Annotated in this window: 18 protein-coding genes; 6 read left to right on the top strand and 12 right to left on the bottom strand. The window is 50.6% G+C overall.

The features are described from left to right. The first annotated feature begins 17 nt into the window (after positions 1-17). The gene (gene rarD / locus BN3003_RS02575) at positions 18-917 is read left to right on the top strand and encodes an EamA family transporter RarD (RefSeq protein WP_058305175.1); all 900 of its coding nucleotides are present in this window, start codon (positions 18-20) and stop codon (positions 915-917) included. Positions 918-958: 41 nt separating this feature from the next. Here the strand turns inward: rarD and BN3003_RS02570 are convergent, their stop codons facing one another. From BN3003_RS02570 to BN3003_RS18585, 7 genes are all read right to left on the bottom strand, one after another. Next, positions 959-1,285: an NGK_0946 family protein gene (locus tag BN3003_RS02570; protein ID WP_058305174.1), complete on the bottom strand. Its 327-nt coding sequence runs from the start codon at positions 1,283-1,285 to the stop codon at positions 959-961. A 50-nt stretch (positions 1,286-1,335) separates the two neighbouring features. Further along, positions 1,336-1,590 carry a hypothetical protein gene (locus BN3003_RS02565; RefSeq protein ID WP_234332995.1) on the bottom strand — a complete coding sequence of 85 codons (255 nt, stop codon included), beginning with the start codon at positions 1,588-1,590 and terminating at the stop codon, positions 1,336-1,338. A gap of 281 nt (positions 1,591-1,871) precedes the next feature. After that, positions 1,872-2,711, bottom strand: a complete 840-nt coding sequence (locus BN3003_RS02560) for a basic amino acid ABC transporter substrate-binding protein (RefSeq protein ID WP_058305173.1) — start codon at positions 2,709-2,711, stop codon at positions 1,872-1,874. Between the two features lie 70 nt (positions 2,712-2,781). Beyond that, positions 2,782-3,612, bottom strand: a complete 831-nt coding sequence (locus BN3003_RS02555; RefSeq protein ID WP_058305172.1) for a basic amino acid ABC transporter substrate-binding protein — start codon at positions 3,610-3,612, stop codon at positions 2,782-2,784. A 185-nt stretch (positions 3,613-3,797) separates the two neighbouring features. Further along, a complete protein-coding gene (locus BN3003_RS02550) occupies positions 3,798-4,310 on the bottom strand; it encodes a GFA family protein (protein ID WP_058305171.1) in 513 nt (170 codons plus the stop codon). Beyond that, positions 4,311-6,506, bottom strand: a complete 2,196-nt coding sequence (locus BN3003_RS02545; RefSeq protein ID WP_058305170.1) for a UvrD-helicase domain-containing protein — start codon at positions 6,504-6,506, stop codon at positions 4,311-4,313. 84 nt (positions 6,507-6,590) lie between these two features. Then, positions 6,591-7,043, bottom strand: a complete 453-nt coding sequence (locus BN3003_RS18585) for an RcnB family protein (protein ID WP_058305169.1) — start codon at positions 7,041-7,043, stop codon at positions 6,591-6,593. Positions 7,044-7,403: 360 nt separating this feature from the next. On the opposite strand from BN3003_RS18585, the gene argE reads away from it, so the two are divergent. The 3 genes from argE (at position 7,404) to BN3003_RS02525 (ending at position 9,752) form a co-directional block, all read left to right on the top strand. After that, positions 7,404-8,555: an acetylornithine deacetylase gene (argE, locus tag BN3003_RS02535; RefSeq protein WP_058305168.1), complete on the top strand. Its 1,152-nt coding sequence runs from the start codon at positions 7,404-7,406 to the stop codon at positions 8,553-8,555. A gap of 20 nt (positions 8,556-8,575) precedes the next feature. Further along, positions 8,576-9,271, top strand: coding sequence for a nitroreductase (locus BN3003_RS02530; RefSeq protein ID WP_058305167.1), 696 nt, complete (start codon positions 8,576-8,578; stop codon positions 9,269-9,271). A gap of 208 nt (positions 9,272-9,479) precedes the next feature. Next, positions 9,480-9,752 (top strand): hypothetical protein, encoded by a 273-nt coding sequence (locus BN3003_RS02525; RefSeq protein ID WP_058305166.1) that lies wholly within the window; start codon positions 9,480-9,482, stop codon positions 9,750-9,752. Between the two features lie 66 nt (positions 9,753-9,818). On the opposite strand, the gene BN3003_RS02520 is transcribed toward BN3003_RS02525, so the two are convergent. Together BN3003_RS02520 and BN3003_RS02515 are read right to left on the bottom strand one after the other, a co-directional pair. Further along, positions 9,819-10,394, bottom strand: coding sequence for a TMEM165/GDT1 family protein (locus tag BN3003_RS02520; RefSeq protein ID WP_058305447.1), 576 nt, complete (start codon positions 10,392-10,394; stop codon positions 9,819-9,821). Between the two features lie 405 nt (positions 10,395-10,799). Continuing rightward, positions 10,800-11,552, bottom strand: coding sequence for a helix-turn-helix domain-containing protein (locus BN3003_RS02515; protein WP_058305165.1), 753 nt, complete (start codon positions 11,550-11,552; stop codon positions 10,800-10,802). A 133-nt stretch (positions 11,553-11,685) separates the two neighbouring features. Here BN3003_RS02515 and BN3003_RS02510 point away from each other — a divergent pair, with 133 nt between their 5' ends. Beyond that, positions 11,686-12,471: a hypothetical protein gene (locus BN3003_RS02510; RefSeq protein ID WP_058305164.1), complete on the top strand. Its 786-nt coding sequence runs from the start codon at positions 11,686-11,688 to the stop codon at positions 12,469-12,471. On the opposite strand, the gene BN3003_RS02505 is transcribed toward BN3003_RS02510, so the two are convergent. Both BN3003_RS02505 and purD read right to left on the bottom strand, forming a co-directional pair. After that, positions 12,428-13,027, bottom strand: a complete 600-nt coding sequence (locus tag BN3003_RS02505; RefSeq protein ID WP_234332992.1) for an L-threonylcarbamoyladenylate synthase — start codon at positions 13,025-13,027, stop codon at positions 12,428-12,430. The genes BN3003_RS02510 and BN3003_RS02505 overlap by 44 nt on opposite strands. A gap of 28 nt (positions 13,028-13,055) precedes the next feature. Further along, positions 13,056-14,321, bottom strand: coding sequence for a phosphoribosylamine--glycine ligase (gene purD / locus BN3003_RS02500; RefSeq protein WP_058305163.1), 1,266 nt, complete (start codon positions 14,319-14,321; stop codon positions 13,056-13,058). 148 nt (positions 14,322-14,469) lie between these two features. Between purD and BN3003_RS02495 the strand changes: the two genes are divergently transcribed. Continuing rightward, the gene (locus tag BN3003_RS02495) at positions 14,470-15,444 is read left to right on the top strand and encodes a lysozyme inhibitor LprI family protein (RefSeq protein WP_058305162.1); all 975 of its coding nucleotides are present in this window, start codon (positions 14,470-14,472) and stop codon (positions 15,442-15,444) included. A 106-nt stretch (positions 15,445-15,550) separates the two neighbouring features. On the opposite strand, the gene BN3003_RS02490 is transcribed toward BN3003_RS02495, so the two are convergent. Continuing rightward, on the bottom strand, positions 15,551-16,162 hold the full coding sequence (locus BN3003_RS02490) for an IMPACT family protein (protein WP_058305161.1): 612 nt from the start codon (positions 16,160-16,162) through the stop codon (positions 15,551-15,553). Between the last annotated feature and the right edge of the window lie 250 nt (positions 16,163-16,412).

The raw sequence follows: 16,412 nt of genomic DNA, 5'->3' as shown, positions 1-16,412 counted from the left end.
TTTTCTGAGGAACACACATGTCATCATCATTGCCCGCACAAGAAAAAAAACAGGGCTTAATCTACGCAGTCAGCTGTTATGTTTTGTGGGGTTTATTCCCACTGTATTGGTACCCGATTACCCAAACCGCCATGCCAGCCAGCCAAATTTTGGCGCAACGCGTGGTCTGGTCTACCGTATTTGCCTTATTGTTGGTGGTGGTATTGCGCCAAGCTGGACCTTTGTTACAGGCCGCTCGTACACCCAAACTATTGGGTGTGTTTGCCGTTTCCGCCTGTTTATTGGGCTCCAATTGGTTGATATATCTGTGGGCGATTACCAACAGCCATGTTTTGGATGCGAGCTTGGGCTATTTTATGTCGCCTTTGTTCAGCATTTTACTGGGACGCATCTTCTTTAATGAGCGCATGAGCCGTTTACAGGCCGCTGCCATAGGCATCGCTGTCTTGGGCGTGTTGTGGTTAGTGTTTCTGTATGGCAACGTGCCTTGGATTGCGCTGGGTTTGACCATCAGTTTTGGTTTTTACAGCTTGGTGCGCAAATTGGCGCCGTTGGCAGCTTTGCCGAGCTTGGCCTTAGAAACCTTGTGCATGTTGCCCATAGCGGTGTTGTATTTGTTCTGGCAAGGCCAGCAAGGCAGTTTGTTTATGGACTTAAGCACACTGAATTGGGGCTTGCTCGTGGGCTCTGGCATCGTCACTTCCGTGCCTTTATTGCTGTTTGCAGCTGGAGCCAAACGCATCTCCATGACCGAAATGGGCATCATTCAATACATTTCCCCCACTGCCCAATTTGTGACCGGTTTATTGCTGTTTCATGAGGCCTTTAACATGCAGCGCTTCATCGGTTATGCCTTGGTCTGGCTCGCGGTGATTGTGTATGTGGCCACTTCTGTTAAGCAACACAAACCCACATAAAAAAAGCTGCCGAAAGGCAGCTTTTTTGACACTGGCAAGTATCAGAACCAAGAACCCAAGGCTTTGATGGTACCGGCAACCGCACCCACTGTCGCAGCACCACCAATAATCGTACCCATGGCGCCACCGATTTGTTGTTGCTTGTTAGAACGTTTTTTCTGTTCCAAATCCAATTCTTCAGACACGTTGGTGCGTTGGCGACGGTGTTGTTCCAACTCCGCACGCGACAATTGCGCTTCAGCACGGTTACGACCTGCTTTGATTGCAGTTGAATCGTCACCAATGGCCATGTCACCGACAGACCCACCCGTCGCACAACCGGTTAACAATACCGCCGAAGCCGTCAATACAATCAGCAAATTTTTCATGATTAAGTCCTTAAAATAAATGAGTCAGTCATCGATTGTTGATGTGTAAATCAATGCAAGATGTAAACGTTTTGGCCACTGGTGGCGCGGCGGTAAGCTTCTGCTTGGCTCATGCGCTCTTCATGGCGCTCAGCACGGCGTTCAGCACGTTCGACACGTTCGGCATCTTGTACACGTTGTGAATCGTAAGCCATTTGCTCACGTTGCTCAGGGGTAATCACCGCTTGTTGGTAACCATAGCCAATACATCCAGATAAACTGCCCATGATTACGGTGGCTGCCATCAGTTTTAACATCGTTTTCATTGTTTGTCCTTAAGCCAGGTTAACTGTAAAATTGGATTAATTATTCAATTCGGTGCTTATTCTATCATCAGTTCTAAAAACAAGGTGTGCTTGCCCAAAAATTAAATCGCTTTCAAGAGCTTATTAATATCGAACATTGATTCTAGTCAATCAATATTAGCCAAACGAAAGCGTCCTGTAAATCGGACTATCCATCAAAATGGATTTTGTGACCATTTCAATCAAGATGTGTGCAATTTACAGGACGCTGTGATTCAAAAACCGCTACTTAAACCAAATGCTTATTTAGCGAAATATTTGTCTGAAATTTTGTCATATTCGCCATTGGCTTGGATTTCTTTCAAACCAGCATTGATTTTGTCCATCAAGGCCTTGTCGTCTTGACGCACGGCGATGCCATAGTATTCCACGGTGAAATCAGGCACTTCCACCATGGTGAAACCTTTGTCGCCTTTTTTCTTCACATAGTCTGCCACCACTGCACTGTCTGAAATCACAGCATCTACTGCGCCAGTTTCCACTTCTTTCAGCATCAACGGCAGATTTTCCAAACGGATGATTTTTTCACTGGTGGCACCCAAGATTTTTTGCGCCGCCAAATCGCCAGTGGTGCCCAAAGTTACACCGACTTTGTCCATTTTTTTCAAGTCTTCTACCGATTTGATGGATTTGCCTTGCGGTACCAATATCACTTGGGTGATTTTGTAATACGGCTCGGAGAACAGCATTTGCTGTTTGCGCTCATCGGTAATGGTAATACCCGAAATCAAGATGTCGTTGTCACCGGCTTTCAAGCTGGCGAAAATGCCGTCCCAAGCCTGTTGGTGATAAGACACTTTAAAGCCTTCTTCTTTGGCTATGGCATTCATCACATCGACGTCAAAGCCCTCGATTTGACCATTTGGGTTCATGGATTCAAACGGCGGGAAATTGGCATTCATCGCCACTTTCAAGACTTTATCGCCATCGGTAGCAGGCGCGGCGCCAGTAGCCGAACTGGCCGAAGCTGGAGTAGACGCTGCTGGAGCGGTATTGGATGCAGATTGACCACCGCCACAAGCGGCCAACAAGCTGGCCGTTGCAAAGGCCAAACCAAGGCTGCGCAATTGAGTGAAAGACATGAGTTCTCCCGTTTTTAATGTAGTTTTAATAAAAAAATAGGCTGTCACAAAGACAGCCTATTAAAACACATTATTTGGCGAAGTATTTGTCCAAAATCTTCTGATACTCACCGTTGTCTTTGATGGTTTTCAAAGCGGCGTTGAACTTGGTCAACAATTCGGTGTTGTCTTTGGCCACCGCAATGCCGTAATGCTCTTCAGCAAAGTCAGGTACTTTCACCATGGTGAAGCCTTTATCGCTGTTGTTTTTCACATAGTTGGCCACCACCGCGCTGTCAGAAATCACCGCATCAACAGAGCCGGTTTCCACTTCTTTGGCTGCCAATGGGAAGGCTTCATAACGCACGATTTTCTCGCTGGTTGCGCCCAAGATTTTTTGCGCAGCCAAGTCACCGGTATTGCCGGTAATCACGCCAATTTTGTCCAATTTTTTCAAATCATCGACGCTGGCAACGTTTTTACCTTGTGGTACCAACACGATTTGGGTAATCGCGTAGTAAGGATCGGTGAAACTCATTTGCTGTTTGCGCTCGTCGGTAATGGTTACCGCAGAAATCACCGCATCGGCATCGCCATTGGTCAAGGTGGCGAACAAGCCTTCCCAAGGTTGGTGTTTGTATTCCACGTTAAAGCCACCGGCTTTGGCCATGGCATTCATCACGTCCACGTCAAAACCTTCGATTTTGCCATCGGTAGACATGGATTCAAACGGTGCAAACTCGGCATTCAAAGCGATTTTATAGGTTTGACCTGCGGCAGCAGTGGCGCCACTGGCAGCAGAAGCCGCAGGTGCACTGCTACCTGCTTTGGTAGCATCCGCAGATTGACCACCACAAGCACTTAAACCCAAACCCAAAGCCAAGATGGCCGCGCTGTTGCGAACAGCAGATGAGAACAACATAATTCACTCCATAAAAAAAACAAACGCCAACCCTAAGGTCAGCCAGATGTTGCTATTATAAGGCAATGTTTCGCTAATGGGTGATAAAATATGCTCACATCTCCTTGATTCGGCAATACAATCTAGTCTAAACACCCGAATCGGCTGCTTACACGCCACAGCCATGCCAAGGCGGCCTGTAAACCCTACAGCAACGCTGTGCCCCATAAGCCTTGGTATAAAGCATCCACACTGCCCGGCAATCCCTGCCAACAACAGCTTGCCATAGGCGACTCTGCCGTCCAAGGCCATTTTGAATCCCAACACACTTGCACTTGCAAGCGGCCTGTAAAATCACCATCAACAATGCCCAAGGGCAACCACACATAATCGCTGCTGACTATGCGGTTGGGCAAAGCCGTACCGCAATCATCGCAAAACTGCACATAAAAACCGCTGTCTTTGCGATAAGCCTTGCTATGCTCGTTCAGCCATTGCACTTGCGTGTGCAGCAGTAGCGTCGCCATATTGCTGTCTGTGCCCGATTGTTTGCGGCACAAAGAGCAATGGCATTGGTAATACGGCACGGCCAAACTGGGCAGATGCAAACGCACACAGTTGCGACCACACAAACAAGAAGCGTGCAAAACATGGCCACCAACCAAAGGAGCCAGCTCCTCCTCAGTGCAGTAGTGCGTCTTTGGCTGGATGTCGCCCATTTAACCGCCCACGCGTTCCAATTTGGCAAACTGGGTGTTCAATTCCTTGATGCCGTTTTTGCCGAAATTGATTTTCAAATTGGCGTGTTCGCCTTTGTGACTGGCATCGATGATGACACCGACGCCAAATTTCTCATGGCGCACGTTTTGCCCCAAGGCAAAGCCGGCAAAGCTGTCTTGTTTGCTTTTGGCCTTAATCAGCGGCTCTTCGCGGGTTTTAAGGCTGGGCTGTGCCCGTTTCAGGCCGCTTGAAAGTGCTTGCACCACATCTTCGGGGATTTCTTGCACAAAGCGCGACACCATCGCGTAATGGCTTTGGCCGTGCAGCAAACGCTGCTGCGCTGCGCTCAGATACAAGCGTTGGCGCGCGCGCGTAATCGCCACATACATCAAACGCCGCTCTTCTTCCAAACCACCGCGTTCTTGCAAGGAATAATCGCTGGGGAACAAGCCCTCTTCCAAACCGGTTAAAAACACCGTGTCGAATTCCAAGCCTTTGGCCGCGTGTACCGTCATCAATTGCAGTGCTGCTTCACCTTCACCGGCTTGACGTTCGCCCGCCTCCAGCGAGGCATTGCTTAAAAACGCCACCAAGGGCAAGGTTTCGGTATCGGGGCTGGCCCATTCGTCCAACACCACCTCATCGGGTTTGAACGCCATCGCCGCGCTGATCAGCTCTTGCAAGTTGTCTATGCGTTCTTGATTGTCGCCTTTAGCGTTTTGATAGTGCTCAACCAAACCGCTGAGGTTCAAAGCGGCCTGTACGGTTTCGGCCAAGTCCAAGCCTTGTGCTTGGATTTGCAGGTTTTGTATCAACTCGACAAACACAATCAGCTTGCGGTTTTTCGGCTCAGTGGCCAAATGCAATAAGGCTTCCCACAAACTCAGTTGTAAGTCTTGCGCCACTGCCTGCACCGCTTCGATGCTGCGCGCACCGATGCCGCGCGGCGGCATATTGATGATGCGCAACACCGCATTGTCGTCTTGTGGGTGTACCGCCATGCGCAAATACGCCAATGCGTGTTTGATTTCTTGGCGCTCATAAAAGCGCAAGCCACCGTAAATTTTATACGGCACACCGGCCGCAAACAGCGCTTGCTCCAATACCCGCGATTGCGCATTGCTGCGATACAGCACCGCCACATTGTCAAACGCCACGCCTTCTTGCACGCGTGCTTTCGCTTCTTTGACCACAAAATCGGCTTCGATAAAATCGGTATCCGCCCAATAAAACCGCAGCTTTTCACCATGTGCGTTGGCAGACTCATCTGGCAAACGCAGGTTTTTGCCCAAGCGCTGTTCATTGTTGGCGATTAAGGTATTGGCGGCAGTCAAAATGTGCCCAACCGAGCGGTAATTCACTTCCAATTTAATCGGCGCGTCTATGCCAAAATCGCGCATCAAGGCGCTCATATTGCCGACATTGGCACCGCGAAACGCGTAAATGCTTTGGTCATCGTCACCCACGGCGAACACAGCGGCACTGTCACCGGCAAACAGTTTTAGCCACCGGTATTGCAAATTGTTGGTGTCTTGAAATTCGTCTACCAAGATGTGGTTAAAGCGCTGCTGGTAATGCAAGCGGATGTTGGCATGGGTTTGCATCACTTCATAACTGCGCAACATCAATTCGGCAAAGTCGACCAAACCTTCTTGCTGACACAAATCATCGTAAGCCTGATAACACTGCACCAATTGGCGCATGGCCACATCATTCGCTGACAACACGCTGGCGCGTTGGCCATTTTCTTTGCTGTTGTTGATGAAGTATTGCAAAGACTTGGGCGCCAATACCTCATCGGCAATGTTCAAGCCTTTGAGTAAGCGCTTAATCACCGACAATTGGTCGCCGCTGTCGAGAATTTGAAACGCACTGGGCAGGCCGGCATCTTGGTAATGGATGCGCAAAAAGCGGTGGCACAAGCCATGAAACGTGCCCAACCACATCGCCCGCGTTGAATACGGCACCATCTCACCCAAGCGGTGTTGCATTTCTTTCGCTGCTTTATTGGTAAAAGTCACCGCCATGATGCTGTGCACGCTGGCTTGCTCGGTATCCAAGAGCCACGCAATGCGCGTGGTCAAGACACGGGTTTTGCCACTGCCGGCGCCCGCGAGCACCAAAGCGGCAGCGGGTGGCCAAGTCACCGCGGCCAATTGCTCGGCATTTAAGCCTTTGAGTAATGAAGTATCCATGCCGATATTGTAACGGTTTCCAAGTGGGCGCGAAATGAAAATGCGGCCTGTAAATGCTTACAGGCCGCTTATCCATGCATCACATCATTGCCGCACAATGCTTTTGATTTGCCAGCTTTTTAAATCGTACAAATAATACTGTCCCGCAATCAAGGCCCAGCGCTGATGCGATGCCGGTTTGTTCAAACCATGACCACGGTAATCATCGACAGCGTAATCACTGTAACGGTAATCTGGCGGCATGCGGTCGCCCACACGCAAACTCTCTATCGCCACAGGTTCCATCGGTTGTTGCACCACCACGGTTTGGCTAGGGTAGACGGGATAATACGGATAATACGGCGGCACAGGATGATGATGCGGTGGCCGTGGATAAGGACGCGGCGGCGGGCGCGGTCGGTCTGGGTAGGGCCGATTCGGTTTGCCCACTTGATTGCCGCCTTGAGACGGGCTGCTGATGATGGGCCGCAACGTGTCTGCCGGCGCTTGCACCGCCAGCGCGCACAACAAAAAAGCCCACACCTTGGTTTTCATCATCCACCTCCCTTCATCTGTGTTCATCAACATCATATAAGCACGATATGGCCAATTTAAACAGTTAATACAGGTAAATGGCGGCTATACGCTCTCAAATGCACCCATATGCGGCCTGTAAATCCTGTCACGGCTGACCACATCAAGCCATGTGCCACACCTAAGCCACAGCACAGCGCAGGCACCAACACACTAGGTGTCACAGCGTTAGGGTTTCATGTGAAACATCAAGGCTTAAACACATTTTCAATCGAGCCGTACTCTTTTCGCTGTGCCACCATCTTGCTTTACAGGCCGCATTGCACACGGTTTTGGGCAGTTTGTGGTAAGGTTAATGCTTCTTGTTCACCTTGAGCAGCCGCCATGAATACCGTAGATTGGTTAAGCAGATTAATCGCTTTTGACACCACCAGCCGCCATTCCAACCTCCAGTTAATCGATTGCGTCGATGAGTATTTGCGCGGCTTGGGCTTACACGCTTGGCGCGCTTGGAATGCCGATCGCAGCAAGGCCAATTTGTTTGTCACCTTGCCCGCACACGATGGCAGCATCGCTGGCGGTACGGTATTGTCGGGTCACACCGATGTGGTGCCAGTAGATGGGCAGGCTTGGTCTAGCGACCCGTTTCAGGCCGAGATACGCGATGGCAAATTGTATGGCCGTGGCGCGTGTGACATGAAAGGCTTTATCGCCGCCTGCTTGAACATGGTGCCGCAAGCCTTACAAACCCAGCTGCGCGAACCGATACACTTAGCGCTCAGCTATGACGAGGAAATTGGCTGTTTGGGCGCGCCGGTGATGTTGGCACAATTGCACGAACATGGCTTGTCGCCGACGCAATGCATCGTCGGTGAACCGACCAGCATGCAAATGGTGGTGGCACACAAAGGCATCAATGTGTATTCGTGCAAAGTGCATGGCCATTCCGCCCATTCATCGCTGACACCGCAAGGCGTGAACGCCATTGATTACGCCGCGCGCATCATCGTGTTTTTACAAGGCTTGGCCAAACAACTACAAACCGAACATGAACAAGATGCGGCGTTTGATGTGCCATTCAGCACCCTCAATGTCGGCCGCATCAAAGGTGGCACCGCCGTCAACATCATCCCAAATGAATGCGAATTGCAATTTGATTACCGCAATTTGCCCACCATGAACAGCGATGCCGTGCTGGTGCCGCTTAAGGCTTATCTGCAAGAATTGATACAGGAAATGCAGCAAGTGCATGGCGATGCCACCATCGTCTTCAAACAAATGGAGCAAGTGCCGGCGATGCAAAGCGCCGAAGGCAATGCCTTGTACAGCTTAATTGAAGCCTTGGTCGACGAACAACAGCGCAGCAAAGTCGCTTACGCCACCGAAGGTGGCCATTTTCAATTGGCGAACATGCAAGCCGTCATTTGCGGCCCTGGCAGCATCGTGCAAGCGCACAAAGCCGATGAATACATCGAATTGTCCCAATTAAACCGCTGCGACCGCTTTATGCAGCAATTATTACGCAAATTCAGTTAAACCCGTTTTAGGAACCATCTATGGATTACCAAACCGTTTATCAAGCCATTACAGGCCGCCATTCTGTGCGCGCTTTCACCTCGCAAACCGTCGATAAAGCCCTCATCTTGGAATTGTTGAACGTGGCCGCGCGTGCGCCATCAGGCACCAATTGCCAACCGTGGCAGGTGTATGTGGCCACCGGCGCCGCGCGCGACCGCATAGTGACCGAAGTGTGCGCCTTGCACGATGCCGCCCGCAGCGACAAAGCCGTGGCCGAGCAATACACCGAGTCGTATCAGTATTACCCTGAACAGTGGATTTCACCTTACATCGACCGCCGCCGCGAAAACGGTTGGGGCTTGTATGGCTTGCTTGGCATCGAAAAAGGCGAAAAAGACAAAATGCACGAGCAACACCAACGCAATTTCAAATTGTTTGATGCGCCTGTGGCCTTGTTTTTCACCGTCAACAAAGCGATGGGCATAGGCTCGAAAATGGATATCGCCATGATGATGCAAAACCTGATGGTGGCAGCACAAGCACGCGGCTTGGCGACTTGTCCACAAGCGGCGTGGAACCATTACCACAAAGTCATCTTGCCGATAGTCGGCGCAAGCGAAGACGAAGAATTGGTGTGTGGCATGGCTTTGGGCTACGCCGATGAAACCGAGATTGTGAACAAATTCATTACCCCTAGGGTAAAAGCAGAAGATTTCACCCATTTTGTAGAATAAGCCATATCTGACCTGTGTACAGACAAATAGGACATCATCAAGATGTCCTATTTTTATTTTCTAAAATTTTACGCCAAGCCACGTTTGCTTACATCATTAATTAATGATTAACAATCATTTAATTAAACCGCTCTTACTCGCATTAATGCTTAACAGTATAATGGCTCCATAAATTAAGAAAACAGATTAACAAATAAAGGTAAGCAAAATGAAAAAAATCGTCTTGAGCAGCGCCGTGGCCGTATTGGCTTTGACTTCAACTTTGGCTACAGCCGCCGTGGGCGTGAACCACAATGGTGCACAATTGAACCCATTTGCCCAAAGCAATGCGCAAATTAAAGGCAATGAAGTGACCGTAGAATTGGTGGCCACACCCACCAAATTAAATCCCAAAGAAGTGAACCCATTGTACAAAGTGGTTAGCCCTGCCACCACTGGCTCAACTGAAGGCCAAGCCTACAGCGTGCGCGTCAGCCACTAAGCTCTAGCCTAATCAAAAGCGGCCTGTAAATAATTTACAGGCCGCTTTTATGTCTTGAAAACAGGTTTAGCCGAACAAGGCCAATATTGGTTGGTATAAGGTAATCAAGCCCAACACCACGAACAACACGCAGGCGGCGATGCGGATGACTTTCAGCGGCAGTTTTTTCAGCAACCAATCACCCAAAAACACCATAGGCACGTTGGCAATCATCAAGCCCAAGGTCGAGCCGGCCACCACCCAGAATACCGCTTGGTATTTCGCGGCCAGTAAGACCGTGGCAATTTGGGTTTTGTCGCCGATTTCGGCCAAGAAGAACAATACTGTCGTCGCCAAGAAGGCGCCGTAAGTCAGCCATTTGCCGTCTTCTTCGTCTTCTTTGTCGGGCACAAGCAGCCACAAACCGACCACAACAAAGCTGATGCCGACAATCCAAGCAAGCATGTTTTCATTGAAAGCCGAGCCGACCCAAGCGCCCAACCAGCCAGAGACCAAATGGTTAATCACTGTGGCCGCAAAAATGCCGGCAATAATCGCCCATTTATTGCGAAAACGTGCGGCCAAAAACAAGGTAAGCAATTGGGTTTTGTCGCCCACTTCGGCCAAAGCAACGGCAGCGGTGGAATAGAGAAAAGCGTCCATAGAATGAGGTTCCGTTTGTGGGCTGATATTGTGTACAAAAGACCAGACAAACGCCGCCCACATGGGTCGTTCATCCAGTCTTAAGTCTCATCAGCCTCATTCGTCACCGAATCAGACATCCCAACCATGCGCTGCGGCGCAAATGTGTTGACTGGGATTTCAAACCGCCATGAAAGCGGCCTGTAATGATTACTCCCTTAAGAGTTGGCGCGATTATAGGAAGAAATGCCTGAATAAGCAAGCCCATAGCGCCATTTGCATGCAGATGCGGCCTGTCAATCGTTTACAGGCCGCATCAAACAGGTGTTTTTTGACTTTAAGACAAATCTCAATATAAATACATTAAGCCATGTTTGTGTCGGTACCTACGCGCAGGTGCAGCTGACAAACCCTTTCACACCAAACTTATTTGTCGATTTGCTTTTCCACCCGACGCAATTGACGGAACCATTTTGGCTCCCACGTGCGCAGTGCCAACACCATCGCCATACCGCGTTTTTGGCTTTGGGGCACAGGCAAGGATTGGCGGTGGGCTTGCGCCATTTGCTGTTGGCATTTTTTCAAGGCGGTGCGCATCGCGTGCACACAATCGTTGCTGAGCATGCCGTGACCAAACAGGATTTCTTCATGGTCTTCTTCATCGCTGTGGGCATCGAAAAAGTCGCCTATGCCTTGCTCTTCGATGTAGCGTTGAATCGGGCCATTCGGTTGCCAATTAAATTGTTGGCTCACGCGCAAACGCACGCGGTTATTCGGCAACAATTGCAACATGCCCATTTTATCGAGCTGTGTCAGCTTCAAAATGCACTCAGGCAAATCCACTTGGTAATGCTCGATGATGGCTTCTATCGGCCAATGGTTCATCATGCACACCGCCACCAAAATCAGTTTGGGGTCTTGCATCAATTGCTTTTCTTGCGCCAGCGTCAATTGGTCGAGCACCGGCCGTTGTTCATCGACCAAGCGTGCCAATTCGGCAAAATTCAGCTGCAAATACTGACAAATTTCCAATAAGCGCTCTAAAGTCACACTTTGATTGGCGAACAAACGCTTGATGCTGGACTCGGACACGTCCAAATGTTTGGCCAAGTCGGCGTAAGTCTTGCCTTGCGCGTGCAATTGCTGCTTCAACACCGCAAATATTTGTTGTTGCTCCATGTTTTGCTCCCCTTGATGAAACACAGTAGCGTCACATGATACTTTAAAGCCTGTGCTCTGCGCAAAGTTTGCCAGACTTCGCCGCCGCCGCCGTTGCATGGCAGCATCGTTGCATCCACCTAGGAGAAGTCTCATGCATACCTCAACGACGCTGCACACCCGCCCCAGTTGGTTCTTGCTCGCCATCGTGCTGTTGGCCTTATTGGCCGCGGGTCACATCGACCAATTGGCGCATTACCACGATTTTGCTGACCAACAGCCATGGTTAGGCCTCCCCAATGGCAAAGACGTGTGGTCGAATCTGGGCTTATTGATCATAGGCATTTGGGCTTTACTGGACTTGCGCCGCAGCCACACCCCGTTTACAGGCCGCATCAGTCTGTATGTATTGGCCAGCGCCATTGCGCTGACGGGATTAGGCTCGGGCTATTACCATTTGCAACCGAATGATTTCACCTTGATTTGGGACAGGCTGCCGATTTCGTTGATATGCGCCGGCTTATTGGGCATGGTGTTTCAATACACGCATCAGCGCAGCGATGCGTGGGTATTGAGTGCAGCGGTGTTATTGGCAATAGTCGGCGTTGGGTATTGGCATGTCAGCGGCGATTTGCGCCTGTATTTGGGTTTGCAAGTGTTCACGATTTTGGCCTTGCCGCTGTGGTTGTGGCAGGCACGCGCACCGCGCCACATCACCCACGCCTTATTGTGGGCCATCACTTTTTATGTGGCCTCGAAAATCACCGAGGCTTTAGATGCGCACATCTTCAGCGCCAGTGCCCACCTTATCAGTGGCCACACGCTGAAACATTTATTTGCCACCGCTGCCATGCTCTGTGTGTGTGTGGCGCTGCGGGAGATTGCGACGCCTGCGCCTAGCGCAAACGGCGTCCGCTGTCTAAATCGTAAATTTGGCTAGGATTTTTGTTCTTGCCGATGCAGCCGGTAATCACCATCACTTGACGGCCAAATTGGCGTTTTACTTCGCGCGTGCTGGTACAAAAACGCTTGCCGCTGCGGTTACACGAGGTCGAAACCAAGGGCGATGCCGCCAATTTGCTCAACAAACGCGCATCGTCGTGTGCGGGCACACGCACGGCCAATTTGTTGCGACCGTTGCCGCGCAATAAGGGCGATACTTTGTCAGAAGAACGGATGATGAAGGTTTTGGCTGCTGGCCAAGCGCTGTTCACTTGCTCGGTTTGCGCGGCGGTCAACGGTTTTAACAAGGGTTGTAAACGCGTTAAGCTGTCGCCGATGACAATCAAACCTTTCGATTGTGGGCGCTGTTTAATCGCCATCACGCGGCGCAAACCGCGCTGATTGTTTGGCAAACAGCCCAAGCCAAAACAGGCTTCACAAGCATATGCGATGACACCACCGCGTTTTAAATGGGTTTTGAGACGGCGCTGTTCGGTAGCGCCCATGATTCTGTGTGTGTACATATTGTTCAAGCGGCCTGTAAAACGTTTCATGTGAAACACTTACAGGCCGCTTACTCCATTACAACGCCTTATTGGCGATGTCACGGCGGTATTGCATACCGTCAAATTGAATTTGCGCCAATGCCGCATAAGCCTGAGTTTGCGCGCCTTGCACATTGTCACCCAAGCCCACCACGCACAATACGCGGCCGCCATTGGTCACCAATTCACCTTGTTCATTCAGTTTGCTGCCAGCGTGAAACACTTTGCCATGTTGGTTGGCCGCGTCTATGCCGTGTATCACATCGCCTTTGCGCGGTGATTCTGGGTAGCCTTCTGCCGCCAAGACCACACCCACTGCGGTTTTGTCACTCCATTTGGCTTCCACCTCATGCAAGCGGCCGTCTATGCCCGCTTCCACCAATTCGGCAAAATCCGATTCCAAACGGCTCATGATGGGTTGGGTTTCCGGATCGCCAAAACGGCAATTGAATTCGATGGTAAACGGCGCACCTTGCGCGTTTATCATCAAACCGGCGTACAAAAAGCCACTGAATGGATGGCCTTCAGCTTGCATGCCGCGCACGGTCGGGTAAATGATTTCATCCATCACGCGTTGGTAGACCGCATCAGTGACCACCGGTGCTGGACTGTAAGCGCCCATGCCGCCGGTATTCGGGCCTTGGTCGCCATCGAGCAAACGCTTGTGGTCTTGGCTGGTGGCCATCGCCAACACATGCTCGCCATCGACCATCACGATGAAACTGGCTTCTTCGCCGGTCAAAAAGTCTTCGATGACCACGCGCGCGCCAGCGTCGCCCATTTTATTGCCCACCAACATGTCGTCGATGGCAGCATGGGCTTCGTCCAAAGTCATGGCCACAATCACGCCTTTGCCCGCCGCCAAACCATCGGCCTTAATCACTATTGGGGCGCCTTTGGCAGCGATGTAAGCATGCGCTTCAGTGGCATCGCTGAAAGTTTGATATCCCGCGGTTGGAATGTTGTATTTGGCCATAAAGGCTTTGGCAAAGTCTTTTGAGCTTTCCAATTGTGCCGCGTACTGAGTTGGGCCAAAAATCTTCAAACCAGCAGCACGGAATTCATCGACAATACCAGCGGCCAACGGCGCTTCAGGGCCAACCAAAGTAAAGGCCACGTCTTGATCGCGCGCCAATTGCATCAAGTCACGGTGGGCAGTTAAATTAACATTGGTTAACTTCGGCTCAGTGGCAGTACCGGCATTACCAGGAGCCACCAACACTTCATCAACTCGCGCAGATTGCGCCAAACGCCATGCCAATGCGTGCTCACGCCCGCCAGAACCAATTACCAAAACTTTCATCTTCTACCCAGTGCTTGAATACAAAGGCGTTATTTTAATGCGCTGTCGTAAGCTTGCCTAGTTAAATGCCAAAGTACGCAAAAATAAAACCCCTAATCGAAATTATTGGCGATAATGATTTTTTCGACACCTAGTGGGAAACCGTTGCATGAAAAAACTCGCTTTATCGCTTTTGCTGATGGGGGTTTTAAGCGCTTGCCAACCGCAAAAAGAGGAAGTGGCCACCGTCGCTTGTGACAGCGATGTGGTGAAATCCACGTTTGATTTGGGTACCAAGCAACAAATCATGGCCAAACTCAAATACTTGGCCCAAGCCCAACCAGAAGTGTACGGCAGTTTGAATTTCAGCCAAATTGAACAGGCTTTGGACAGCATCCAGTTCAATCTGGAAAGCATACACACCGAATCCAAACCGACAGACACGCCGCAAATGTGTCAGGCCGATGTGGTGGTTTCCATTCCCAACGATGTCGTCATCGCGGCGCAATTGAAAGCCAATGAATTGAACCAAACCTTCAATTTGGCTGCCGAAGCCTTCCAAGCGGAAATGGCGCAAGGCAGCAATGGCTTTTACCAAACCGAGGTGAAATACCAAGTCAGCGGCGAAGTCGATACCAAGAGTCCGATGGTGCGCTCCGATGCCGATACCAAGCTGACGCAATTCTTATTGCGCTTGTTGACCATGGGCCAACTCAAAACTGCCGCCCCAAGCATGGCCTCTGATGTGTTGGCGACGCCCGATGTGCAACTGGACATGAGTGGCGGCGCGTCTGCACCGCAAAACGCCTCCGATCCCGAAGCTGTCATCCAAGATTTGGCCAAACAAGCACAGCAAAATGGTTACCAAGCGGGCATTTCCAGCGAAGAAATCGCGCAAAACCAACGCGAACGCAACCGTTCTGAAGCGCAAGTGGAACAAATGTGGGCGGAATTGCCAAGCGAAGTACAACAGACTTTGGACCAACAACAAAGCCAGTGGCGCAATAAACGCAGCCAAAGCTGCCAACAAGCGGCCAGCGGTGGTGGCAGTGATGCCGAACGCCAAAACATCTTGGCCAGTTGCGAAGCCAAGGCCAATCGCGAACGCTTGAACGAATTAAAGCAATACCACGTGCCCAATTGATTACAGGCCGCATCTAAAAAAGGGTTTGCACAGGCAAACCCTTTTTTCTTGCTTGATTGAAAACAATACACGACACAGTGCTGAAGAATGCGATTAACCACTGGCCTTATTCGTCTTCTGCGCCCGTTTGCAACCAATGCCAATCTTGTATTTGCTGCGTGAACGCTGCCGCATGCACTAAGGGCACAGCCACGCACAGCGCCACCTGCATGTCCATGTGTTGCTCAACAATCTGCCCTTCGCAGCGCTTGATTAAGCGCATCACCTCACTCATTTTTTCATACGCAAATTGCAAGCGGTGGCTTTGCAAGATTGGTTTGTCCAAACGAGAGGCGGCCTGTAAGGCCAAAACCGTCGCCTGTTTGTAAGCTTGGATCAAACCGGGCACACCCAGCAGCGTACCGCCAAAATAGCGCACCACAATCACCACGACGTCGGTAAGGCCAGCAGAATCGATTTGCCGCAAGATGGGCATACCGGCACTGCCTGAGGGTTCGCCGTCGTCGTTGGCGCGAAACTGGGTGCCTTCATGGCCCAATCTGTAGGCATAACACCAATGCACAGCCTTGTGATGCTCGTCATGCAAGGCCTGCAGCAGCGGTTTTAAATCCTCTGCTTGCGTGATGGGATAAGCGTAAGCCAGAAAACGGCTGCCTTTGGCCTTGTGTTCAGCGACCGTGGGCGCGGCGATGGTAGTGATGTGAGTGGTTGATTCCATGCGCTGATTATACGGGCAGCCGCGCAGACCACCAAACTAAGCGGCTTTTTTCCAAGCAATTAACCAACTGGATGAACCGTCATACAAGTTAAAACGCTGCCAACAACCTGTAATGCGGCCTGTAAATCCAGATTGCTGGCATCACTTTTCTGTGCTGCACCAGCAATGACGACAAGCAAAATCCCTCTGTTTTGATGGCGCTGACGCACAAGCAAGCAATCCCACCGCCAGCCATGGCTGTTAAAACAAG

The sequence above is a fragment of the Vitreoscilla massiliensis genome (assembly GCF_001457815.1).
GTDB lineage: Bacteria > Pseudomonadota > Gammaproteobacteria > Burkholderiales > Neisseriaceae > Vitreoscilla > Vitreoscilla massiliensis.
The sequence above is the reverse complement of the archived record's forward strand: the minus strand, read 5'-3'. Positions and strand labels throughout refer to the sequence as shown.